This is a genomic window from Fictibacillus marinisediminis (assembly GCF_023149135.1).
In the GTDB taxonomy this organism is placed as follows: Bacteria; Bacillota; Bacilli; order Bacillales; family Fictibacillaceae; genus Fictibacillus_C; species Fictibacillus_C marinisediminis.
On the sequence record NZ_JAIWJX010000002.1, the window covers coordinates 1,184,477 to 1,208,075 of the forward strand.

Below are 23,599 nucleotides of genomic sequence, written 5' to 3' on the forward strand. Positions count from 1 at the left end.
TTACGCATATGCAGGCCTAAAATATATTATTAAGGAAAGGCAAAAGGCAGACCCACCGGTGAGAGGATCTGCCTTTTCTTAATTGATCTTTTTAAATCCGTATTTTTCAAGAGTCTTTACGGACGAATCGCTCTTTAGAAATGTATAGAATTTTTGGGCCTCTCCTTTATGTTTCGAATCTTTGATGACTCCTAAGGGGTAAACGATTGGAGAATGAGATTCAGGATCAGCGGAGGCAGCTATCTTTACTTTTTTTGAAACCAGTGCATCTGTCCTATAAACGACCCCTGCATCGACATTCCCCGTTTCAACATAGGAAAGAACTTGACGCACATCCTTTGCATAGACCAGCTTTGGTTTTACTTCTCTCCATACCTTCATGTTTTTAAAAGATTCCAGGGCATATTGGCCGGCGGGCACGGCTTCAGGCGTCCCGATGGAGATCTTTTTAACAGAGTTGTTCGTTAAATCACTGAACGACCTTATTCCGGATTCAGGCCCTTTTGGAACAATCAGGACTAAATCGTTTCCTACTATATCTGTACCCTCTTTCTTTTCAATACTTCCATCCTTTACAAGGGCTTCAAACTTGTCCTGAGCTGCAGAGAAAAATAGATCAACAGGTGCTCCTTGCGAGATTTGCTGCTGCAATGTACCTGAAGCGCCAAAATTGAAATGCAGGTTCACGTCGGGATGCTTTTTCTCGTATGTATGCTGAAGGTCTGTAAGAGCATCCTTTAGGCTTGCGGCAGCGGAAATCGTTAAGTTCGTTTGTTTTTCTTTTGAAGCCTGATCCTTATCCGTTTGGCCCGTACAAGCCGTAATTGTCGTGAACAAAAAAAGAAGCAGAAGCAGGCTTACCGTTTTTTTCATGAGAGGATTCCCCCAATTACCAATATTTAATACATACTTATTATAACTGATTATAACTAGATATAACTAGTTATAATAAATGCGGTTAATCAGAATAAAAGAATACTTTTTCGATAAAAAAAGTTACACTTGGAGTGGAGGGATTGTATGGATAAACCAGTATCATACACGATCGAGGAAGTATCCGCATTGTTAAAAGTTTCTAAGCTTACTATTTATGATCTTATTAAAAAAGGTAAGATTACAGCTTTCAGGGTCGGAAGGCAAATGAGGATTGACCATGAAGATCTTGTGGCGTATAAAGCAGGGAGCAGAACGGTAAAATCTTATTCCGAGAAAGCAGTACCTGCGCTTAATTCGCATCAAACAGTAATCAGCGGCCAGGATATCGTGCTGGACTTGCTCAGCAAGCACTTGGAGCCTAAATTAAGAACACCTCCTTTAAGGCTGTATATGGGAAGCTTGAATAGTTTAATGTCGATGTATCATGGAGAGTGTAATCTTGTCAGTGTCCATCTGTATGATGGAGAGACCGGGCAATACAATGTGCCTTATGTAAAACGGATGCTGGTCAGCCAGCCTTTTGCGCTGATTAACCTAGTTTGCCGGAATGCAGGAATCTATGTGAGGAAGGGAAATCCTCTTCAAATCAAAACTTGGAGGGATTTGGCCAAGCCCGTTGTTACGATCGTCAACCGGGAAAAAGGTTCGGGGGCGCGGGTGCTGCTTGATGAGCAATTGCGGCTTCATCAAATTTCACATGAAAACCTTAAAGGCTATGAAACAGAAGTAACCAATCATCTATCTGTCGCCTCAGCGGTGGCCAGCGGACAAGCTGATGCAGGCATAGGCATTGAGAACGTGGCAAAGATGGCAGAAGTTGATTTTATACCGATGATTCAAGAACAATATGATCTTGTTATTTTAAAAACAAATGAAAATAATAACTTGCTTCATCATGTAATGAACACTTTATCCTCTTCGGATTTTAAATCACAGTTAAGCCAGCTGAAAGGCTATGATCTGCATCTTACCGGGCAAATCATCTATGAAACATAAGCGAAACCAGATTCAGTTCTTTAGAATCTGGTTTTTTCTTTTATCAATTTTAAGGAAGAGTAAGTTTCTCCTTCTAAACTGGCTGTAAGGTTGCTTCGGACACTGCAGGGGCCGAGGGGCCGCGGAAGCCAGAAGGTGACCGACTGGATCAAGAATAACTGTGAAAAGGTGCCATCGAGTGAATGGAGTTCGAATAAAGAAGAGAAAGGAAATCTGCTGTCAAAGCCAAGCCCTCTATGTATACAAAGGATAACTGCAGCGGCTCTTAATTGGAGCCGCTTTTTTTCCTTTTTGTAGGATGTTGAGAAACTTTCAGCCAGATGGCCTTGAGAGCTGTTTGTTTTTCATAATATTTCTCAACCTGTTAAATGCTGTTTTTGCTACTATTGGATTATTTTTTGATTTAAGATGATGGTTAAGAAGATTTTAATAAATCAGGAGTGAATGGCATGAGTCCAGCGTTAAACAGGGAATTACTAGAGTTGATTGAGAATAAGCGAACAGAAATGGTGCTTTCAGCAATGGAGAAAGGGTTTCATAGTGAGGAGACCATCTTCCGAGGAAATGAACTGAATGAACTATTAAACTGTTATCATAAGCTGCTTTCTATTCATTCCACGGACAGAATCTAGCGATTTGGCCCTGTTTAAAATACTTCCTTATCCAATTAATTGTCTCTCTTATCCTATTCCACTCTCTTACACTGCACATCCTTCTTTACCAAACACTCTCCTGCATATATGTAGATAGGGAAACTTAGGGTAAAATCTTTAGCAGAGAAATATTTTCTGTCTTTAATGATATGAGGGGGAGGCAGCACGTGATTGACGGTAAAAAAATTTACTTTTACAGAATTAAAAAAGGCTTAACCCAAAAAGCTGCCTGTGAAGGAATCTGTTCGGTTTCATACTTAAGCAAAATTGAAAACAACAGCATTACAGCAAGCCCTGAAATTCTACAGTTATTATGCGAACGGTTAGACATCGAAACTTCTCATATTAGCGAGGAGTTCATCAATAATTTAAAGAAAGAAATTTATGAATGGTATCAGGATATTAAGTACAGGAACGAAGAAGATGTTCACCGGAAATTTGAGGAACTGCAAACCCAGATGGCCCATGTGGATGACTTAGGTCTTGTTAACCTGTTTCAAATTTTTTCAGTACGATATTTCATTTATAAAAATGACCTGGAGAAGGCAAAGGAACTGCTTGATAAGCTGACTGAAGTGAAAAAGACGTATACCACTGAAATGGAGTTTTATATTTTTCAGTTTACAGCTCATTATGAATATTTGCTGGATAATCATAAATCTGCTTTATATTTCTATAAAAAGGCTTATTTTTTATCAAGTAAGCTTAGCATTCAAGATCCTGATTTAATCTATCAATTAGCGAATATTACCGGCCGGTTAGGATATTTTTCTCAATCTCATTTTTATGCGAAAACAGCGCTGGAGGCATTCAACGCAGAAGCCAATTATGCCAAAAGCATTGATTGTCATATTATACTTGGCGTTACATATAGCCGATTAAAGGACTTTGAGTCGGCGAAATCTCATTATCTTGTCGCATTGAATGCAGCTACTTTTAACCCGGCATTAAAAATCATGCTGCCAAACATTCTTCACAACATGGGCCATTCCTATTTTCAAGCAGAACAGTATGACGAAGCCCTATCCGTTTTAAAGGAAAGCCTGCGAAAGAAAAAGGGGATCAACACGGCAATAACCATTGGCTTAATTGCCCATAATTATTATATGAAAGATGATGTGAAGGAAGCGAAGCAATGGATCAGAAAAGGAATAAAAATTACAGGTGAAGAAAATATTACTGCTGGCTATATCCGGTTAAAGATACTGGAATTCAAACTTCTTAAACTGGAGCAAACCGAGGAATATCGTAAGTTTATTGAAGAGAAGGCCATTCCATTTTTAGAAAAAAAGCAAGACCGTTTGCTTCTGATTGAAATGTATGAGGAACTGGCTATCTACTATTCCAACAAGTTTTCTTATAAAAACGCCAATCATTATTATGAAAAACTTAATCAGTTATACAAAGAGTCTTTATAGATGAGAGAGGAGAAAAAATGTAGTCTTATTTTTTCTCCTTTTTATATTACACAGACAATCTGGGGCTCACTTTTGAAGATCTTTTTTTGTGCAAATACCACTCCGCCAGTCCTAGATTCAAAATCATCGACAAAAAGACAGCAAGCGGAAACCCAAGAGCAAAACTTGTACCTGCAACGAATGTAAGTAGGGGCAGAAAAATCCGGAACGTGATAAAAACGAGGGTAACTGCATAGCTGCGAATCATCCATTCCTGGTGGCTGTTGATTTTCCGTTCCCTAATCCTTTTCAACCCTACAAAGGCAGTAATGAACCAGGCGGCATCAAGGCATAAGAAACCAATCGTCGATCCCATTCCGCCGGTGGCATAAAACGCAAGGTAAATACCGGCAGGGACACTGAGAAAAATGGAAGACACATAAATTCTTCCAATGATTCTGTGGATAGAAATCTTCTTTCGGCTCGCTTTTAAAAATTGAAATGGTCCAGCTGCTAAAGCGATAGCGCCGGTTGCTATATGAATAAAGAAAAAAACCTGCCACTGGCTGTAGGGAAATCCAGGATCCTCAAGTTTTCCTGATACAATGCCCGACTGTTTGGGCCCGTACACAATGTACTGAATAACGATATAACCAATAAATAGAGCTACAACCAGATAAGAGAGCAACGCTTTGTAATTCATGCCCTTACGAACGCCCACATCCATTCCCCCTTCAACTCAAGACACTCACCCTTAAATTATAGTGCAGGAAAAGGATTTTAAAAACATATTTTGAAAAATAAGTAAAATAAAATAGAGTGGCAAGAATAAGAATCTTTTTAATGATTTTCACTTCTTCACAAACTATTTCCTAAATATTACCATAAATTATATGAAGTAAGATCAAAAAAATGGTAAATTCAGTTAATTTTTTGAAGCTCGCCCCTGTTCATGATTAATCCATAAGAAAAGCATTCTGATTGTGACTTCAGAATGCTTTTTGCATGAAGATTAATCAACAACAAGATAGGCGATCATGGGACCGTTGTGTGAGATATCAGCATGAGTCTTGCAGATCAGACGGTAAATGCCTTCTTTTTTAAAACGCAGGTGCAGAACCGTTTCTTTCCCTTTAATGACATTTCCTTTAACATTCGTTCCTTCAATGTAAAACGGATGTTCTTTGCCATTCACTCCATAGATGCTTAAGGTCACTGGCTGATTGTGAGGGATATGGATGGTTCCGGGGTCCCAGCGGTAAGCTTCGATTTCCTTGCCATTATCAAGCTTGGACTTAAATTCTCCAGTGACCATGTTGATCACAATTCTTTTTGATGCCGCTGGGGAACCAGCTGTCTGGACCGCTTCCGGCTTTACAACGTACCATGTACCGAGCCCGATACCAATACATAAAATAATGGCAAGTATCCATTTCCTTGGAACATACAGCACTTTCAAACATTCCACCTCCATTAGCTTGTCTTTTAAACTATATGTAGAGTAGGCGGATAAGTTGTTTTTAAATGCAAAAAAATTTTGTTGGAGAGTCTTTTTGGAGAAAGTAGATGCTGTGGAAAGGTGTAAATACAGCTGAATTGCAGTTCGTATGAGATATTAATGCTGTTTTGTTCACTATAAGGATTTGAAAGGTTTCAACCGAATCATTCCTCAAAAAAAGGAGTGACTCAATTCAAGTCACCCCTTCTCAAACCGTATTAGATTTTAATATCAATTTTTGCGTTTTTCTTAAGAGATTTTACGTGGCTCATCAGTTTTTCCTGTTTCTTTTGCTGTTCGAGCTGCTGCTTAATCTGCGGTTTTACTTCTTCCAGTTTTGGAGGCTTTTGGCCTTTGCCTGTTCCCTGCTTGGCATACTGGTTGTAGTAATCCTGAATTTCTTTATCAGTTACTGTATCGGCAGGTACTTCTTTATCAATATACTTTTGAGAAGTAATTCCCTCCGCGATCTGAGCTTTTAACTGAGATTCAGAAAGGTTAGCCTGTTTGAGAGCGGCGGTAAAATTTTTCTCGCCTTTATATTGTTTTTTTGTTTTTTCAAGCTGAGCATTTACTTCAGCTGAGGATGCTTTATAGCCTTTTTTCTTGGCATCCTGCATGATCAGCGACTGTCCGATCAAGCTTTCAATCGTTTGTTTCTTTATCTGTTTTGCCGCTTCTTTAGAAGAAGGGTCTTGTCCCATCTGCTGCATCTGCATTTGGGAGGAGGAAAGAGCCTGGTTGTAGTCTTTGCCTTTGATTTTTTCATTGTTTACTGTCGCAACAACTTTTTTATTTCCTACTTTTTGAGCTTCAAGTTTTTTCTGCATTTCTTTCATTTGTTTTTCTTGCTTTTTCTGAGCTTGGGACGTTTTCGCTTTATCGTTGTTGTCCGAAGCCTTTTTCTCTTTATCATTTGATCCACAAGCCGTTAATGCTACGGCAAGTAAACACACCATTAGTACCGAAATGATTTTTTTCATCATTCCACTCCTTTCAAAACATCCTTGGTGCGCATTATAACGGATATAAGCCAAAAAGGGAAATCAAAGGGTGTTAGTCAGAAAAAAAGAAAAACTCACACATTTTCATGTGTGAGTTTCTCCATACGGATCAGATGATAAACATAGCGACGATGGTCGTTACTACGAGACCGATGACAACCGGCAAAAGATTTCTCCTGGCCAGTTCAAAAGGATCAACTCCGCAAATAGCCGCAGCGGGTATCAGCGCCCACGGAATCAAGGTGCCGCCCCCTACCCAGATGGCTGCAATCTGCCCTAAAGCAGTAAGCACAGCTGCTCCTGCTCCAATGGAATGAGCAAACAAAGCGGCTATTGAACCAGCAAGCGATATACCAGAAAAACCAGAGCCGTCAAGACCGGTGATAGCACCCACTACGGTAAGCGTAACGGCACCAACCTCTTTGCTTAATGGCACAACAGAAGCAAGAGAGACGCCTAAGTCGTTGACGATGCCGTGAGAGTGTTTTGGCAGAAAATCACCGATGATTTTTATAAAACCAGCATCTCCCAAGTAAAAGAAGGCAGCGATCGGAATGACCGGGCCAAATACTTTAAAACCGAACTGAAAGCCTTCAATCAAGTAGCTTGTTGTTTTTTCAAGCCCTTCATTTTTGTGGCTCGCCATGGTGATGAGCAGAAGAATGAATACGGAAGTTCCACCGATCAGTGCGGTCGCATCGCCGCCTTGAAGTTTAAGAATGTACATGGCGGCAACATCAAGAGCAAACAACAGAGGAATCAGCAAAGCAAACAAGCGTTTTTGGCCATCAGAAAGAAGGTTTATATGGCTCTGAGGCAGTTCTTTTGGCTCGGCTGCGGTTGAAAGTCCAGTAGCTGCCGTTAATTTTCCGGATTTTAAGTCGCGTTTTAAAAAGTAGAAAGCAGCTAGTGTCGTCACAACTCCCATCACCGCCACAAGAGGAATGCTGGCATGAATGACCTGGCTGACCGGGAGTCCGGCAGCATCGGCTGTCAGTTTGGGAGCGGCCTGGATGACATAATCACCAGACAATGCAATTCCATGGCCGAAGAGGTTCATCGCCATCGCCACACCGAGAGCGGGGAGCCCGGCACGTATTGCGACAGGAAGCAGGACGGCTCCCATCAAGGCTACTGCAGGAGAAGGCCAGAAAAACCAGGAGATGATCATCATGAGAACCCCAATCGTCCAGTAGGCGAGAGCGGGAGTCCGTATCAGCTTTGAAAACGGGGAGATCATGACATCATTAATCCCTGTAGCCGTCAGCGTTTTGCTCATCGCCACGATAATCGAGATGACCAGGATAGTAGAGAGCAGCTCAGTGATTGCATAAGCAAAGCTGTTGAAGATGCTGCTGACGGAAGCACTTAACGAGCCTGTAGCTGTTATGGCAATTAGGAAGATCCCGATGATACAGACAAGGGTCGTATCCCGTCTTAATACCATAAAGCCGATAATCAAAAAGATGAACACGACATAAATCCAATGAAGCGCTGTAAGTTCAACGCCCATTTTTTTCTCTCCCTTCATCGTTTCATATTCCTTAAACGGGCTTATGCCCATGGTGGTGGTAATACAGAATATGTTTAGGTAAAGATATGGTGAGAAGGATTTATAAGACAAAAGCCCCAGCCCTGATATTTAAAGGGCTGAGGCTTCGAACTTAAATCGTTTTTCTTTTTTTAATCACAAAAACAGCAAGCTGAATGCCATCAGCATCACAAGGATTACACTGAATTTTGACATATACATCTCTATGGATTTCCATTGGTTTCCGAGAAGGTATCCAAAGGTCAGGAACGTAATGGTCCAGATCAGGGCGCCTGTAAAAGCGAAAAAGGAGAATTTTCGGAACGAGTAACCATTTATGCCCGCAAGATATGCGGTCATATGTCTTACACCCGGTATAAAGTAACCGATAAACAAAAGGAAGGGACCGTATTTATCATAAAGTTTTTTTGCTGTATCGATTTTATCCTCAGTAAGATGAAGCTTTGGGCCGAATTTCTTTAAAAACGGTAAACCTAATTTAACGCCTAAAAGATAGCTGATGGATATTCCTGCAGCCGATCCAGCCCATGCACTGAGTAAAGCTGGAATGTAGGCCATCTCACCTTTAAAGATATGATATCCAATAAAAGTGAGGAACAGCTCGTCAGGTACAGGAAGTCCTACAATTCCTCCAATCAAAGCCATAATAATCCCGAAATAACCAAAATGTGCAAGAAGATAACTGATGTGCTGTTCCATGTGTGATCACTTCCACAATAGGTTATAGTTTTTCTTTTCTTTCAAGTTCATTTGTTTCAAAGAAATTTACTCTGCGGTATACGTTCAAGATAAACTGTACGAAAAATTCCAGCTTAGCTGAAAACCGCACGACCAAATATCCACATGCATAAGCAATTACTGCACTACCTGCAATATCAGCCGGATAATGAACACCCACAAAGATACGTGAGATTCCAATCAATACCGCCCAACAGAGGACAGGCACACGCCAACGGCTGCCCCTCATCCATAAAATCCATGCGATAGAGAATACTACTATGGCATGATCACTCACAAAAGAAGAATCCATGGAGTGTGGTATCAGTTTGTGTACATGGTGTACGGCAAACGGGCGTGGATGATAGTAAACAAGGTGTAAGATGAGATTCAGCAATAGCGTGAAGGCAGTTGTACATCCAGCATATATCGCGGTACGTTTATTTTCTATATGGTGTGACGTTCCTGGAATAAACCATAGCAGCAAGATCATGGCTACGGCTAAATAGGGCACACTGTTGGTCAGCAAAATCATACTTTTATCCAAAAAGACCGATTGATTTGCCAAGCTGTTGATCCATTTAAAGATAATATCATTCATACATTTCTCTCCTTACATACATAGAATCTCAGGTGTGGATGATTCTGTATCAAAAATTAAGTATAGTTCTGTAAACTGAAAAAACACTGAAGACCACATTAAAATTCAATTAAAATAAGAAGTTTGAAACGTGTCTCATGATAAAGTTGAAAAATAATAGTACAGCATTAAAGAGGTGAGATGGAGTGAAACAACGGATTCTAGTCGTGGAAGATGAAGTGCAGATTGCTAAAGTCCTTAAAATAGAACTGGAATATGAGGATTATGAAGTCCACATCGAGCATGATGGCTTGTCAGGACTGGAGAACGCGCTAGGAGAAAATTATAATTTGATCCTTTTGGATGTCATGCTTCCGAAACTGAGCGGAATAGAAGTGTTAAGAAGGCTGCGAAAAGCAGGCAGCCATACACCGGTAATTTTATTAACTGCCCGAAATACAACCCTGGATAAAGTGATGGGCCTGGATCTGGGAGCGAACGATTATGTCACGAAGCCGTTCGAGATTGAAGAGCTGCTGGCGCGGGTGCGATCCTCCATCCGCTATCACTCTTCCATCATCAGCTGGCAAGCGGACCGAAACGAGCAGCCGAAGATTTCGATTAAGGATTTAAGTGTGAACACAGAAACAAGGGAAGTGACAAGAAGTGGAGAAAGCATATCACTTACTCCAAAAGAATATGATTTGCTTGTTTATCTTCTTCATCATAAAAATAAGATCGTTACACGCGAAGGAATATTAACAAATGTTTGGGGCTATGAATTTGAAGGAGAAACCAATGTGATCGATGTTTATATCCGGCACCTGAGGAAAAAACTCGAAGATGATTCATCCGATCCATTAATTCAGACCGTTCGTGGTGTCGGTTACACCATGAAGGAGAAGTAAAGTGAAAATCACCACAAAGATCAACATCTTAACAACAGCCTGGCTGGTCTTTATCCTTCTCATCATGAATGTTCTTGTTTTTTTTACATTTATGAAAACCATCGGCAATATTGAAGAACGATTCCTCATTCAGAAGGCTCACGAGATTATTAAAAAAACAGAAAATCAGGGTTCAAGAGTTTTAACTAAGGACTTGTTGGAAGTCTATCTGTCGGATCATTCTTTTATTCGTTTAGTAGATAAGAATTCAGTGGTCATCAAGCAAATTACGGATGATCAAGACTTGGCAAAGGTAAAAGCGGAATTTTCACCCAAAGAGGAATCCGAGCTGCGGCAGATCGGTGAAGAACAGTTCCAGTTTGTCCGCGTTCCCATCTTAACGAATCAAACTGTTTCCTATACGATGGAGATTGCACAGAGGGTATCAGGGCTTGAGGTGAAGAAAGACAAGCTATTATCCATCTTAGCTGCATGTTCAGCCATTACGATTCTCCTCTCTTTGGCAGGGGGGAGGTTGCTCTCCAACGTGATCATGAAGCCAATCTCCAGAATGATTAGAACGATGGAAGACATTGAACAGAGCGGGGTTCCTAAAACGATATTTATCCAAAATCAATCGAAGGATGAACTCTATACACTTGCCAACACATTTAATCGCATGATCAGCAGATTGCAAGAAAATATTGAACGGCAGAAGCAATTTGTTTCTGATGCCTCCCATGAGTTAAAAACGCCAATCACGGTTATTGGCAGCTATGCGAACCTATTAAGAAGAAGAGGATTAAAAAACGAAAAACTCTCAAAAGAAGCGATTGAAGCCATTCATCAGGAAGCGATGAGGATGCAAAAAATGACAGAGACACTGCTTGATCTGGCCTCTTCTGAAAATGAAACCTCATTACATGTCAAAAAAGTAAATCTTACTCAAGTTTGCGAAAGCCTTGCCAGACAGCTAAAAAGTATTTATAAACGGGAAATCCTCTTTCATCAGGATAATCCGCCAGTTGTTGTTGAAGCTGATGAATTAAAGATAAAACAGGTAATCATCATCGTTCTTGATAATGCGATAAAATACAGCAAAGCCAAAATAGAAGTCACGGTCCGCCAAAGAGAAGGGCAAGCCTTTATTCATGTGAAAGACTATGGAATCGGCATACCAGAAGAAGATGTCGCCCACATTTTCGAACGATTTTACCGTGTGGATAAGGCAAGATCCAGAGAGACGGGAGGAACTGGCCTCGGGCTATCCATTGCTAAAATCATTATGAAGCTTCATCGAGGCGATATTGATATAAAAAGCAGGGAAGGAAAAGGGACGGAGGTTGAATTACGAATTCCGATTTTTTACCAAACGACTCAAGAGGTATAACATTAAAATTTGCTGAGGAGAACATTAATAATAAATGAAAAACCGAAAATAAAGAATTGTACGTGCTAAAGTGGACACAAGGTTCAACTGTTAAATACTGAACCATCAAATCTTAAAATAGAGGCGATGTATTGTGGCTATTTTAGAAAAACTTCTTTCGCTCTTTCAATTTAGATCATCTTCATTAGAGGAGGATGAGTATATCTCATGTCCTGAATGTGAGGGAACGGGAGAATTTGATACAGATACAGCATGTGAATACTGTGACAGAAAAGGAAAGATTGAAGAAACAGAGTACTATGAAATGCTTGCGAAAGGTGATTTTGAAGAATTATAAATAAAAAAATGTAAGCATACAAAAAAGCGCTCCTGAAAATGGAGCGCTTTTTATGCTAGCATAAAGGTTAACTTTCCAGCGGGGACTCATCTCTTCGTGTCTTCGTCAGATAAGTAACGAGAGCCAAAATAATAACCAAGAAGATCACACTTGTTCCAGTCGTTCCGAGACCAAGTCCTCCTGCATGGTGGGACTGTGAAAGAAAATCGCCGATTGAAGCGCCAAGTGGGCGTGTTAAAATATAGGCGATCCAGAAGGAAAGAACGGCATTCATGTTAAACTTGTAAAAAGCAAGAGTTACTAAAGCAATCACGGCAGCGAAAATAATTCCGGATTTCCAGTAGCCTAATCCCATATCTTCAGAGACAAGGTCTCCGGCTGCTGTACCAAGTGCAAAGGTAAACAAAATAGCGAGCCAATAAAAGGTTTCCCGTTTCGTTGTAAAGATGGAGTGGATTGAAAGGGTCTTTTCACTGGAATACCATGCTGCGAAGGTAATGGCTAATACGATGGAAAAAACAATCGTCGATGTCACCAGAGGCACTCCGAAATGATCGGTGAGATTGTCGGTGATCAAAGTCCCAACTACGCTGATGAGCACGACGGCAAGCCAATAAATACCGGGAATATACTTTTTTGCTTTAAACTGAAAGACCAAGGTGATGATCAAGAGAACGCTCATGACATAGGTTGTATTGGTCAGTCCCCAGTGCAGCTTGAAGGTAAGAAAATCGGCTGCTGTTTCACCAACCGTTGTGGCCATAATTTTAATGATCCAAAAGAAAATCGTAACCTCAGGAACTTTATTCAGCATTTGGCGTCCGATTGAGGTTTGAGTGTTTTCAATGTTTTCCAAATCTATTTCCTCCTTTTTTATTGAAATGGATGATTACATCATCAACCATACTTAAGAGCAATTAAATTCACCTGAAAATTAAATTAAAAATGAATTAAAACCTATCTTTTCTAAAAGAATGTGCTTTGGGAACATTTTTGTGAAAAGTCTTCAATGATTGTTGATTGGAGTGCAAGGTGCGAGACTCCAGCGGGACGAGCGTGACAGGTGAAACCCGCAGGCGCTAGCGTCGAGGGGTTCAGCGCACGCCCCGCGGAAAGCGAGCATCCTGAAACGGAAATCAACCACTCTCAAGAGCAACAATGGTTGCGAAAACAGGCAGAGGTTTTTATGAACAACAAAAATGACAAACGATATGAAACAGACTTGTACGAACCAGTAAGAGATTTTTTTATGGAAAAAGGCTTTGAAGTGCATGGAGAGGTCAACCACTGTGACATTGCGATAGTCAAGGAAGATGAACTGATTATTGTAGAATTGAAGCTGAATCTCAATGTTGACCTCCTCGTCCAGGCAACGAACAGACAGAGGCTGACGGATCTTGTATACATCGCTATCCCGAAGCCTAAATACAAATTAAGGTCAAAAAAGTGGCAGAACATCCTTCATTTGATCAGAAGGCTGGAGCTTGGCTTGCTGCTCGTTTCATTTCTAAAGAGCGGACCTGTAGTGGAAACCGTTCTTTCTCCCGGAGCATTTGACCGGTTAAAAAGCCAGCAGAGGTATAAGAAGAAACGAACCAAGCTTCTGGAAGAAATTAAAGGAAGAAACGGAGATTATAACGTTGGAGGCAGCAACAAAACGAAGCTCATGACCGCCTACAAAGAAAACTGCATCCAGATCGCCTATCTGCTTGATCAGCTTGGGCCGTTGTCCCCAAAAGCGCTTCGGGAGCTAGGGACAGGTGCGAAAACCCTCTCGATCCTGAACAAAAATTATTATGGCTGGTTTGAGAAAATTGCCAGGGGAATGTATGGAGTCAGTGAAAAAGGAAAGAAAGAGATGGCTTTGTTTCCTGATCAAGTCAGGTATTACAGCGAGTTACTGGAAAAAGTAAACCCGGAAACGGATTAGAACCCTCTAATTCGTTTTTTTTTGCCAATAAGACTATTTACCTATCTATTGTGCAACCGCTTTCATTTGTTTCTTTATCATGATAAAGTTATGTTTGAAATCCACATTTTGTAATGTAAAGGGAGGATAAGGAATGAAGTTGGCATCGATCAAGCGATTTATTGCATTACTCTCGATTTTTACTTTAGTCATTGGAGGTCTTTTTTCTTTTCATTCTGTGCAATCGTTTGCGGAAACGACGTCTGGAAAAACAAAAGTCACGATTCACTACAAGCCTGCAGGAGGCAGCACGAAGGACTGGAATTTATGGGTCTTTCCTGAAGGCGGAGAAGGAAAAGCCTATCCGTTTACAGGTGAGGACAAGTTCGGAAAGGTAGCCGAGATCGAGCTTGACGGTACATACAAGAAAGTCGGCTTCATCGTAAGAACGGACAGCTGGGAAAAGGATGGTGGAGACCGTTTTATTGATATCTCTGCCGGCGAAGGCGAAGTTTGGGTGAAGTCCGGTGATGACAATACTTACACAGAGCCGCCAGATGGAGAGTATCGAGACCTTCCTGCTTATGAAAATATTAATGTGAAGGTTCATTATTTCAGATACGACAATCAATATGAGGGTTGGAACCTATGGACCTGGCCGGAGAACGGCGAGGGAAAAGCGGTTCAATTTACCGATGAAGATGAATTTGGCAAAGTGGCCAACATCAAGATGGATAACTTGAAGGACGTTCATAAAATCGGGCTTATTGTAAGAAAAAGCGTGCCCGGAAATGAGTGGGCGGATAAGGAATTTAATGATAGATACGTAACAAAGTTTCACGAAGACGGTTCTGCAGAAGTGTGGATCGCACAGGGGCAGGAGCGCATTTATTATGACAAAGACTTGGTCGACCGTACGCCGAAAATCGTAAAAGCCAGCCTTGATGGGTTCAATGAAATTACGTTTGAAACCAACTTCCCGTTTGATATAAAAAATCACGGTCTTTCACTTTCAGGCGGAGCAGCTATAAAAGAAGTTGTTCCTTATGACAGCAAAGCAGGCGATTTTACAAACAAAGTTAAGGTCATCACTTCGAAAAATCTGGATCTTACAAAAGTTTATAAGATCTCTAAAGAGAATTTTGGAGAAGCCGCAGTACAGACAGGCAAGGTGGTCCGTACACCGGAATTTGATAAGCAGTTCTTCTATAACGGTAAAGATTTAGGAAACACCTATTCTAAAAAAGAAACGAGTTTCAGGCTTTGGGCACCAACTGCTAGTGAAGCCAAGATCGTGGTCTACAAATCATGGCAAGAAGAGAAGGGCACCGAGCTGCCATTGAAGAAGTCCGAGCGAGGCACTTGGAAAACAACTCTTAACGGCAATCAAGAGGGTCTGATTTATACGTACAAAGTAAAGATTGGCGACCAGTGGAATGAAGCCGTGGACCCCTACGCACGTGCAGTAACGGTAAATGGCGATAAGGGTGCTGTTATCAATTTGGATAATACCGATCCGAAGCATTTTCACAAAAGAATGAAGGCCTTCACTCCTGAAGATGCCATCATTTACGAGCTTCATGTCAGAGATTTATCCATGCATCCAAAAAGCGGCATCAAGCATAAAGGCAAGTTCTTGGGAGTAGCTGAAGAAAAAACAACCGGGCCAGCGGGAGTAAAAACAGGACTGAACCATATTAAAGATCTCGGTGTTACACACGTTCAGCTGCTGCCTATCTATGATTATAATACGGTTGATGAGACAAAATTGAATGAACCGCAATTCAACTGGGGCTATGATCCTAAGAACTATAATGCACCAGAAGGCTCGTATTCTACTGATCCTTATAAGCCAGCAGTCCGGATCAAAGAGATGAAACAGATGGTCAACACCCTGCATCACAACAAACTTCGGGTCATCATGGACGTGGTATATAACCATATGTTCGCAGCAGGGGAGTCTAACTTCCAGAAGCTTGTACCGGGCTATTATTTCCGCTATAACGAAGATGGGACGTTGGCGAACGGTACAGGTGTGGGGAATGATACGGCATCAGAGCGTAAGATGATGCGCAAATTTATCGTAGATTCTGTGAGCTATTGGGCCAAAGAATACAATCTGGATGGTTTCCGATTCGACTTGATGGGGATCCATGACGTTGAAACGATGAACCAAGTCAGAAAAGCATTGAACACAATTGATCCTTCTATTATAGTGCTTGGCGAAGGTTGGGATCTCAACACACCGATTGATCCTGAAACCAAAGCGAATCAAAAGAATGCCGGAAAAATGCCGGGAATTGCTCATTTCAACGATGGCATACGTGATGGTCTAAAAGGCAGCGTGTTCAATGATATAGATAAAGGATTTGTGAACGGTAAACCGGGTACAGAGGATGCCATTAAAGAAGGTGTAAAAGCAGGCATCGATTATCCAAGCACGACGGCGACCTATAAAGATCCGCAGCAAGTGATCACATACGTGGAAGCTCACGATAACCACACCTTATGGGATAAATTACAGCTGACCAATCCGGAGAGTTCAGTTGATACCCGTAAGAAAATGCACAAGCTTGCGTCCTCTATTATCCTGACGTCACAAGGCATTTCGTTCCTGCATGCCGGCCAGGAGTTCATGAGAACGAAAGGGGGCGACCCTAATAGCTACAGATCTCCTGATTCTGTGAACCAGCTTGATTGGCAGCGCCGAGCAGACTTCAGCAAAGAAGTAGATTATATGAAAGGCCTGATCAAGCTGCGCAAGAGCCATCCGGCATTCCGAATGAGAACAGCACAGGATATCCGAAGTCACTTAACGTTCCTTCCAGCTCCGAAAAATACAGTCATCTATGATCTGAAAGGCCACGCAAACAAAGACAGGGCAAAAGATCTAGTTGTCGTGTACAACGCCAACGAAACTGTACAAACGATCTCTCTTCCAACGGTCGGACCATGGAAGGTGCTTGCCAATGGTGAGAAAGCGGGAAACAAATCACTCGGTACCCTGCTGGGCAAAAAGATAAAGGTTCCTGCACTTAGTGCTGTTGTTCTTGAAGGTAAATAACAAAAAGCTAAAGGCTGCCGGCGTAACCCGACGGCCTTTTTGATGTCAATTTGTACGAAAACTCAATTCAATCACTATTCACTATTAACAGTAGATTGCAGAATATTCATACTATATAATCCAAAGTAGGAATGATACTCAGGGAGGGGACCAGCATGAATGAAATAATAAGTACCAGTATAAAAGCTGAAGTGACGATTCGGGAGGTATGGGGAGCCAAAAAGAGGATCGGTTCCCTGATAAAAAAAACACCTGCTGTTGAATCTTTTATTCTATCTGAAAGAGCAGGACGGCCAGTTTATCTTAAACTTGAGACGGTTCATGATACAGGAGCATTTAAAGTCCGGGGGGCAGCGAACAAAATTTTAAGTTTAAGTGAAGAGGAAAAAAAGAGGGGAGTTACAACGTATTCTACGGGAAATCATGGAATGGCAGTAGCCTATGTGGCGAAAAAACTAGGCATTGAGGCCACTGTTTGTATATCCAACCGGGTGCCAAAAGCAAAAGTTGATTCTCTTAAGAGACTGGGTGCTGTCATTGAATTTTGTGGAGAAAGCCAGGATGAGGCTGGCGAAAGATGTTTCACATTAGAAAAAGAGCAGGGATTGACCGTGATCGAGCCATTCGATGATCCGCACATAATCGCAGGACAAGGTACCATTGGTTTGGAACTGCTTGAAGATATTCCATGTTTAACTGATGTGATCGTGCCGCTTTCGGGTGGGGGGCTGCTATCCGGCATCGGTATGGCGGTTAAGTCAAACGACCCGGGGATCAGGGTTACTGGGGTTTCCATGGCAGAATCCGCAGTGATGTATGAGAGCCTTAGAGCAGGGAAACCCGTAAAATTACCTGAGAAGGACACACTTGCTGACAGCCTTCTCGGAGGAATTGGCCTGAACAATCGCCATACCTTTGAAATGGTAAAAAGGTATATGGACCAGGTTCTATTAATCTCTGAAGATGAGATTGCCTACAGCATGGCCTATATGATGGATCATCACCGAATGGTCATGGAAGGAGCAGCAGGTACTGCAATTGCAGCATTATTAGGAAAGAAAATAGAGCACCAGGAAGGAGCAATTGCTGTCATTATCACAGGCAATAATGTAGATCTTTCGGTGGTACAACGAATTCTTCAAGCCTACTCACCTTCTTGAAATTACCCATTTTACCGTAAGATTGTACAGGGGAATTTGGTTTTGTGTTGAAAATATAGTAGAGATCTTCCCGATTATTGTGATGTGCTATATTTAACAATATGTATAATTCAGGAAGGAACATCTTGCGGTCAGGAGGGTTCATATGAGGTTTGCAGTAGGGGATATATTAAACTTCAAGATTATGAAAAATGCCAGAGTACGAACTGGGGGCAATATCCTGAACGAACGGTATGTTCAATGGATTTCTGCTATAGAGATGCCCGTAGAGAATTTTGTCCGCAAAAATGAAGTGGTCCTGAGCACGGCCATTGGGTGCGGCCATGATATTTTGTTATTCAAAAAATTTGTTGAAGACATCATACAATCTGAAGCCTCAGCGCTTATTATTGCTTTAGGCCGTTACATATATGATGTTCCAAAAGAAGTGATGGAGCTTGCAGAAAAACATAACTTTATCATTATTGAAATTCCATGGGAAATCCGTTTTGCTACCATCATTGAAGATGTTCTTAGAGAACTCAATGACAGGCAGTTTAAAGACCGGGAAAAATCTGAAAAAGTTCAGCAGGAACTCCTTAAACTCATTCTGAAGGAGACAAGCCTGAACGAAATATCCGGTTATATTCAAAAACATATAGGCTGTCCTCTCGTTATTACGGACAGAGCGGGAATTATTCAGGACAGGGCTGAAGCATGCAAGCCTGGCGCCAGATGGAAATACTATGACATGAAAGATTGCATCTCCACAGAAAAAACACCTGCCGTTCTGCCGCAGGATCCGATGTTTCAAAAATTTCATCTTATTGAACGTAAGGGTGAGTCAATTCTTCAACTGCCAATACTAAAGGCTTCAGGAGATATACAGGGATATTTATTTGTTCTGCCTCCAAACGATTTGGTGATCGAAGAGTTTTTAAATCAATACCGTGTGAACGTGCTCGAACATTCAGCTACCACGATCGCTCTTTGGCTGTCGCGCCAAAATGCCATTGAAGAAGCGGAGATGCGTCTTCGCAGTGATTTTGTTCTGGAATTGGCAAAAGGAGAGTTTTCTTCCCGGGAACAAGCTGAATCCAGAGCAAAATTGCTCGGGTTTAATATTAAACTCCCTTATGTTTGTATTGCTGGCTATCCTGAAAACCTGGCACTATTGTTCAAAAAAAGAAAGCAGCACTATGCTTCGTATGAGCACTGGCTTGACAGCATGATCCGCTATATTGAGGAAGAAATTTATTATGCGGCACAATCTCTAAAAAAAGAAGTGATGATGACCTATCAAGGGGAAAAACTTATCCTTTTTGTAGAAATTACAAGCAATGAGAACCCTGCACATCATTTTTTGGATCTAGTTGAGAGGCGTCTCCGGAATCTGCTGCCGGATGTCATCATTTCATGGGGAATCGGCGGGCACCAGGAGGAGGTTACTGCGTTTAAAAAAGGATTTGACCAGGCAAAGACCGCACTGCAGATCGGAAGAAATAAGAAGGGAGCAGGACACCGGGTACTGTATGAAAATACAAAGGTTGACCGGGTGTTGTTGACTCTTGCACAGAACAAAGAAATGAAAGAAATCATCGTATCAGCGATCGAACCGCTTATTCAATATGACCAGCAGCGCACTATGGATCTTATCGGAACGTTCACTGCCTACAATGAATGCCACGGAAATGTGAGTCAGACCGCGCGCCTGCTAAATCTTCACCGGCAATCCCTATTGTACAGGCTGCGTAAAATAGAGACCCTGACCGGTCTTTCCCTGATCGACACGGACGATTTATTTTTATTGGACCTCAGCATCAAAACCTGGAAATTAGGGTTAACTGAAGCACGATATCCTATTAACAGCTAAATACTTTCAAAGATAAATTAACAATCTTTTATTAATAAAATATTTGAGGGCTTGTCTGAACATGGACAAGCTCTTTTTTTGTGTGTGCTAGCTATTCTAAAAAATTGACTAAAACTTTTTACAAAAGTTCATACATTTTTGCAGATGATGAATAGATGGAGGTTGTTCTATACTGAGTTTATAAATTCACTATTCATAAAATTCTAATAATAACACAGAAACAGGAGGGAAGGTCCTATGTCATTTGGGACAGCTGAATATCAGGAAAGAATTTATAAAACGAAAAAGAGTATGGCAGAGAAAGGGATAGAAGTCCTCCTGATTACAGACCCGGCCAATATGAACTATTTGTCAGGATACGATGGATGGTCGTTTTACGTCCATCAAATGCTGATCGTTATTAATGACGAAGATCAGCCGATCTGGATCGGCCGCGGCCAGGATGCCAATGGGGCAAAAGCAACGTCATGGCTTTATCATGAGAACCTGATTCCTTATTCCGACGAATATGTCCAATCAGACTCGAAGCATCCTATGGATTTTGTGGCCGATATCCTAAAGCAGATCGGGCAGGACAAGCGTTCGATCGGTGTGGAGATGGACAATTATTACTTTACGGCTAAATGTTATGAGCAGTTAAAGAAGGGGCTGCCCAATGCTTCGTTTAAAGATGCCACATTATTAGTAAACTGGGTTCGCCTCGTAAAATCAGATGCCGAAATTACGTATATGAAACGCGCTGCTGAAATTGTGGAAAATGCCATGATGAAAGGAATCGGGCTCATTAATGAAGGCGTCAGGGAATGTGATGTGGCCGCCGAGATCTTTCATACCCAAATCAAAGGGACGAAAGACTTTGGCGGTGACTATCCGGCGATCGTGCCCCTGCTGCCTTCAGGAGAAAAAACGTCTACTCCTCACTTAACTTGGACGGATGACCGGTATAAAAAAGGGGACTCCGTCATTTTGGAACTGGCAGGCTGCTATAGACGGTATCATTCCCCGCTTGCAAGAACAGTAAATATCGGACCGCCATCCGACAAGCTCAAAAATCTTTCCGATGTTGTAGTAGAAGGGCTGAATGCATGCCTGGACATGATCAAGCCGGGAATTGCCTGTGAGGAAATTGAAGAAACGTGGAGAAAGACGATCCACAAAAGCGGCATTGTTAAAGAATCGCGGCTTGGCTATGCGATGGGACTTAATTATCCACCGGACTGGGGTGAGCACACGGCAAGCATCCGGAAAGGAGACCGAACCATTCTGCAGCCGAATATGACCTTCCACCTCATCCCCGGAATCTGGCTTGATCAATACGGCTTTGAGGCCAGCGAATCTTTCCGGGTAACTGCGAACGGCTGTGAAGCCTTTGCTTCAATGCCAAGACAACTGTTTATCAAAGATGGAGTGCTGGAAACGAACATGAACTAAAAGGGGTGAAGAGAAAAATGTATATTTTCACAGAGCAGGAATTGAAGCAGCATATCTCATTAAACCTGGACGCTCTTTCCGTTGTTGAAGAAGGCTTTTCTTACCTAGCCGAAGATAAAGTAACCATGCCGCCCATCATGCGGGTTGATGTTCATGATCATAACGGAGAAGTGGACGTGAAAACCGCCTATGTCGAAGGGAAAGACATGTTTGCGATTAAAGTGTCTTCTGGATTTTTTAACAATTACCAGATCGGCCTGCCGAGCGGAAGCGGACTGATGATGCTCATCAGTGCAAAAACAGGTGTGCCGCAGGCGATCTTGCTTGATAACGGTTATCTTACCGATATTCGTACGGCTGCCGCCGGTGCTATTGCTGCTAAATATCTATCAAGAGAAAAGATACAAACCGTTGGCGTGATCGGCTCAGGAAGCCAGGCGAGATACCAGGTAAAAGCCTTGCGGCTAGTAAGGGACTTTCAAGAGGTGCTCGTCTATGGTCGGTCAGTTGAACGGGCGACGGCCTATGCAGAGGAAATGTCAGCTGAGCTTGGGATTGAGGTCAAAGCGGTCGAAAGCGCAGAGGCGGTTGTACGTAACAGTGATCTCGTCATTACAACTACGCCGGCAAAGGAACCGGTGATTAAAGCAGAATGGCTCCATCCAGGAATTCATATTACAGCGATGGGATCGGACGCCGAGCACAAGCAGGAACTCGAGGCTGAAGTATTGGCACAGGCCGGCCGGCTTGTTTGCGACACCATCGCTCAATGTGAGCGGTTAGGCGAACTTCATCATGCATATGATCGAGGACTTTTATCCCGTGAACAACCTATCGTTGAGCTCGGGGAGCTGACTTCGCAAAAAACAGTAGGCCGGCAGGATGAAGAACAGATTACGATCTGTGACTTAACCGGAACAGGAGTACAGGATACCGCCATCGCTTTGTTTGCTTTTCAAGAAATGTTGAAACGAGGACTTGGTTTGGAAATAGAAAACAAAGAAGCAGCCTTAAAAAATTAACGAGGAGTGATCACATGACAAATCAAAACGTAAAAGCAGGCACGAAGTCCGTGTGGGCAGGGGAAAAAGAGTATTTGGTGCACGGTGCCACCCAGGTGCCGGTCGTTCTAAGTGTAGCGTATGGCTACGACGATATGGATGATTGGTATGACGTCGCCATCGGGAAGAAAAAAGGGCATATATACGGACGAAACACAAATCCGACGGTCCAGGCTTTTGAAGACAAAGTAAAAATTCTCGAAGGAGCCGAATCAGCTACGAGTTTTTCAACAGGAATGGCAGCGATCAGCAATACACTTTCTACTTTTTTAGTGCCTGGTGACCGGATCGTCTCCATCAAGGATACCTATGGCGGAACCAATAAAATATTCACAGAATTCCTCCCCCGGCAGCAGATCGAGGTTGCGTTATGTGAAACGGGCAACCATGAACAGATTGAAAAAGAAGTAGCAAAAGGCTGCAGTATTCTGTATTTGGAAACACCAACCAATCCAACGGTTAAAATTACAGACATTGAGAGGATGGCCAAAGCAGGACGTGAAGCGGGTGCGTTAGTGGTAGTTGACAATACGTTCGGAACACCGATCAACCAGAATCCGCTCGCTTTGGGAGCAGATCTTGTCATCCATAGTGCGACCAAATTTTTGGGAGGACATGCCGATGCGCTTGGAGGCGTAGTATGCGGTTCGGGGGAATTGGTGGAAAAAATCTATCATTTCCGTGAAATCAACGGAGCAACGATGGATCCGATGGCTGCTTACCTCATCTTAAGGGGGATGAAAACCCTTCAGCTGCGTGTTCGCCAGCAAGGTGAAAATGCAATGGAGCTTGCTAAATTCCTCCAAACGCAAGACTTGGTAGAAGGAGTTTATTATCCTGGACTTGAAACACATCCAAACCATGAAATTGCGAAAAAGCAGATGAAGGGATTTGGCGGAATGCTCAGCTTTGCAGTAAAGGGAGGGGTCGAAACGGTCAGAGATCTGCTTCCCAAATTGCAATTTGCTAACCGTGCGGCCAATCTTGGCGCAGTAGAAACAACCGTCGGCCCTGCACGTACGACAAGCCACGTGGAATGTACACCGGAAGAACGGGCGGCGATGGGAATTCCTGAAGGATTGATCCGCATCTCCTGCGGCATAGAGGACATCGAAGATATTATTGCAGACTTTGAGCAGGCTTTTCAACATGTGGAAAATGCTTTAAAAGTCTAA

The 23,599-nt window shown here is 42.3% G+C and carries 21 protein-coding genes; 13 read left to right on the top strand and 8 right to left on the bottom strand.

Annotation, left to right across the window (positions count from 1 at the left end; all coding sequences use genetic code 11):
• Positions 1-78: 78 nt before the first annotated feature.
• On the bottom strand, positions 79-873 hold the full coding sequence (gene modA, locus LCY76_RS06550) for a molybdate ABC transporter substrate-binding protein (RefSeq protein WP_248251957.1): 795 nt from the start codon (positions 871-873) through the stop codon (positions 79-81).
• Between the two features lie 147 nt (positions 874-1,020).
• Here modA and LCY76_RS06555 point away from each other — a divergent pair, with 147 nt between their 5' ends.
• The 3 genes from LCY76_RS06555 (at position 1,021) to LCY76_RS06565 (ending at position 4,003) form a co-directional block, all read left to right on the top strand.
• Positions 1,021-1,932 (top strand): helix-turn-helix transcriptional regulator, encoded by a 912-nt coding sequence (locus LCY76_RS06555; RefSeq protein ID WP_248251958.1) that lies wholly within the window; start codon positions 1,021-1,023, stop codon positions 1,930-1,932.
• A 449-nt stretch (positions 1,933-2,381) separates the two neighbouring features.
• A complete protein-coding gene (locus LCY76_RS06560) occupies positions 2,382-2,564 on the top strand; it encodes an aspartyl-phosphate phosphatase Spo0E family protein (protein WP_248251959.1) in 183 nt (60 codons plus the stop codon).
• Between the two features lie 188 nt (positions 2,565-2,752).
• Positions 2,753-4,003 carry a helix-turn-helix domain-containing protein gene (locus LCY76_RS06565; RefSeq protein ID WP_248251960.1) on the top strand — a complete coding sequence of 417 codons (1,251 nt, stop codon included), beginning with the start codon at positions 2,753-2,755 and terminating at the stop codon, positions 4,001-4,003.
• 46 nt (positions 4,004-4,049) lie between these two features.
• On the opposite strand, the gene LCY76_RS06570 is transcribed toward LCY76_RS06565, so the two are convergent.
• From LCY76_RS06570 to LCY76_RS06595, 6 genes are all read right to left on the bottom strand, one after another.
• Positions 4,050-4,703, bottom strand: coding sequence for a DUF2306 domain-containing protein (locus LCY76_RS06570; RefSeq protein ID WP_248251961.1), 654 nt, complete (start codon positions 4,701-4,703; stop codon positions 4,050-4,052).
• A gap of 291 nt (positions 4,704-4,994) precedes the next feature.
• Entirely contained in the window at positions 4,995-5,435 is a 441-nt protein-coding gene (locus LCY76_RS06575; RefSeq protein WP_419714980.1) for a cupredoxin domain-containing protein, read from the bottom strand.
• A 263-nt stretch (positions 5,436-5,698) separates the two neighbouring features.
• A complete protein-coding gene (locus LCY76_RS06580) occupies positions 5,699-6,463 on the bottom strand; it encodes a SurA N-terminal domain-containing protein (protein WP_062235746.1) in 765 nt (254 codons plus the stop codon).
• Between the two features lie 130 nt (positions 6,464-6,593).
• A complete protein-coding gene (locus tag LCY76_RS06585; protein WP_248251963.1) occupies positions 6,594-7,997 on the bottom strand; it encodes a hypothetical protein in 1,404 nt (467 codons plus the stop codon).
• 174 nt (positions 7,998-8,171) lie between these two features.
• Positions 8,172-8,735, bottom strand: coding sequence for a DedA family protein (locus tag LCY76_RS06590; protein WP_248251964.1), 564 nt, complete (start codon positions 8,733-8,735; stop codon positions 8,172-8,174).
• 22 nt (positions 8,736-8,757) lie between these two features.
• Entirely contained in the window at positions 8,758-9,354 is a 597-nt protein-coding gene (locus tag LCY76_RS06595) for an undecaprenyl-diphosphatase (protein ID WP_248251965.1), read from the bottom strand.
• A 185-nt stretch (positions 9,355-9,539) separates the two neighbouring features.
• On the opposite strand from LCY76_RS06595, the gene LCY76_RS06600 reads away from it, so the two are divergent.
• The 3 genes from LCY76_RS06600 to LCY76_RS06610 all read left to right on the top strand — a co-directional run bounded on the left by LCY76_RS06600 (position 9,540) and on the right by LCY76_RS06610 (position 11,947).
• On the top strand, positions 9,540-10,241 hold the full coding sequence (locus LCY76_RS06600; RefSeq protein WP_248251966.1) for a response regulator transcription factor: 702 nt from the start codon (positions 9,540-9,542) through the stop codon (positions 10,239-10,241).
• Between the two features lies 1 nt (position 10,242).
• Positions 10,243-11,610 (top strand): sensor histidine kinase, encoded by a 1,368-nt coding sequence (locus tag LCY76_RS06605; RefSeq protein WP_248251967.1) that lies wholly within the window; start codon positions 10,243-10,245, stop codon positions 11,608-11,610.
• A 133-nt stretch (positions 11,611-11,743) separates the two neighbouring features.
• Positions 11,744-11,947, top strand: a complete 204-nt coding sequence (locus tag LCY76_RS06610; RefSeq protein ID WP_248251968.1) for a hypothetical protein — start codon at positions 11,744-11,746, stop codon at positions 11,945-11,947.
• Positions 11,948-12,014: 67 nt separating this feature from the next.
• On the opposite strand, the gene LCY76_RS06615 is transcribed toward LCY76_RS06610, so the two are convergent.
• Positions 12,015-12,761 carry a COG4705 family protein gene (locus tag LCY76_RS06615; RefSeq protein WP_248254610.1) on the bottom strand — a complete coding sequence of 249 codons (747 nt, stop codon included), beginning with the start codon at positions 12,759-12,761 and terminating at the stop codon, positions 12,015-12,017.
• Between the two features lie 372 nt (positions 12,762-13,133).
• Here LCY76_RS06615 and LCY76_RS06620 point away from each other — a divergent pair, with 372 nt between their 5' ends.
• From LCY76_RS06620 to LCY76_RS06650, 7 genes are all read left to right on the top strand, one after another.
• A complete protein-coding gene (locus LCY76_RS06620) occupies positions 13,134-13,877 on the top strand; it encodes a DUF2161 domain-containing phosphodiesterase (protein WP_248251969.1) in 744 nt (247 codons plus the stop codon).
• A 133-nt stretch (positions 13,878-14,010) separates the two neighbouring features.
• Positions 14,011-16,920: a type I pullulanase gene (pulA, locus tag LCY76_RS06625; RefSeq protein ID WP_248251970.1), complete on the top strand. Its 2,910-nt coding sequence runs from the start codon at positions 14,011-14,013 to the stop codon at positions 16,918-16,920.
• A 155-nt stretch (positions 16,921-17,075) separates the two neighbouring features.
• On the top strand, positions 17,076-18,080 hold the full coding sequence (gene eutB, locus LCY76_RS06630) for a hydroxyectoine utilization dehydratase EutB (RefSeq protein WP_248251971.1): 1,005 nt from the start codon (positions 17,076-17,078) through the stop codon (positions 18,078-18,080).
• A 145-nt stretch (positions 18,081-18,225) separates the two neighbouring features.
• On the top strand, positions 18,226-19,932 hold the full coding sequence (locus LCY76_RS06635) for a PucR family transcriptional regulator (RefSeq protein ID WP_248251972.1): 1,707 nt from the start codon (positions 18,226-18,228) through the stop codon (positions 19,930-19,932).
• A gap of 237 nt (positions 19,933-20,169) precedes the next feature.
• On the top strand, positions 20,170-21,363 hold the full coding sequence (locus LCY76_RS06640; protein ID WP_248251973.1) for a M24 family metallopeptidase: 1,194 nt from the start codon (positions 20,170-20,172) through the stop codon (positions 21,361-21,363).
• A 17-nt stretch (positions 21,364-21,380) separates the two neighbouring features.
• Complete coding sequence (locus LCY76_RS06645) at positions 21,381-22,385, top strand: cyclodeaminase (RefSeq protein ID WP_248251974.1); 1,005 nt, start codon at positions 21,381-21,383, stop codon at positions 22,383-22,385.
• Between the two features lie 14 nt (positions 22,386-22,399).
• Positions 22,400-23,599, top strand: coding sequence for a cystathionine gamma-synthase family protein (locus LCY76_RS06650; protein ID WP_248251975.1), 1,200 nt, complete (start codon positions 22,400-22,402; stop codon positions 23,597-23,599).

What these genes read in the sequence shown, in the direction of transcription:
- LCY76_RS06620 (WP_248251969.1), top strand. Translation starts at nt 13,134, where the DNA reads ATGAACAACAAAAATGACAAACGATATGAAACAGACTTGTACGAACCA.
- LCY76_RS06635 (WP_248251972.1), top strand. Translation starts at nt 18,226, where the DNA reads ATGAGGTTTGCAGTAGGGGATATATTAAACTTCAAGATTATGAAAAAT.
- LCY76_RS06580 (WP_062235746.1), bottom strand. Translation starts at nt 6,463, where the DNA reads ATGAAAAAAATCATTTCGGTACTAATGGTGTGTTTACTTGCCGTAGCA.
- eutB (WP_248251971.1), top strand. Translation starts at nt 17,076, where the DNA reads ATGAATGAAATAATAAGTACCAGTATAAAAGCTGAAGTGACGATTCGG.
- LCY76_RS06555 (WP_248251958.1), top strand. Translation starts at nt 1,021, where the DNA reads ATGGATAAACCAGTATCATACACGATCGAGGAAGTATCCGCATTGTTA.
- LCY76_RS06615 (WP_248254610.1), bottom strand. Translation starts at nt 12,761, where the DNA reads ATGCTGAATAAAGTTCCTGAGGTTACGATTTTCTTTTGGATCATTAAA.
- LCY76_RS06645 (WP_248251974.1), top strand. Translation starts at nt 21,381, where the DNA reads ATGTATATTTTCACAGAGCAGGAATTGAAGCAGCATATCTCATTAAAC.
- LCY76_RS06595 (WP_248251965.1), bottom strand. Translation starts at nt 9,354, where the DNA reads ATGAATGATATTATCTTTAAATGGATCAACAGCTTGGCAAATCAATCG.
- modA (WP_248251957.1), bottom strand. Translation starts at nt 873, where the DNA reads ATGAAAAAAACGGTAAGCCTGCTTCTGCTTCTTTTTTTGTTCACGACA.
- LCY76_RS06650 (WP_248251975.1), top strand. Translation starts at nt 22,400, where the DNA reads ATGACAAATCAAAACGTAAAAGCAGGCACGAAGTCCGTGTGGGCAGGG.
- pulA (WP_248251970.1), top strand. Translation starts at nt 14,011, where the DNA reads ATGAAGTTGGCATCGATCAAGCGATTTATTGCATTACTCTCGATTTTT.
- LCY76_RS06560 (WP_248251959.1), top strand. Translation starts at nt 2,382, where the DNA reads ATGAGTCCAGCGTTAAACAGGGAATTACTAGAGTTGATTGAGAATAAG.
- LCY76_RS06640 (WP_248251973.1), top strand. Translation starts at nt 20,170, where the DNA reads ATGTCATTTGGGACAGCTGAATATCAGGAAAGAATTTATAAAACGAAA.
- LCY76_RS06590 (WP_248251964.1), bottom strand. Translation starts at nt 8,735, where the DNA reads ATGGAACAGCACATCAGTTATCTTCTTGCACATTTTGGTTATTTCGGG.
- LCY76_RS06585 (WP_248251963.1), bottom strand. Translation starts at nt 7,997, where the DNA reads ATGGGCGTTGAACTTACAGCGCTTCATTGGATTTATGTCGTGTTCATC.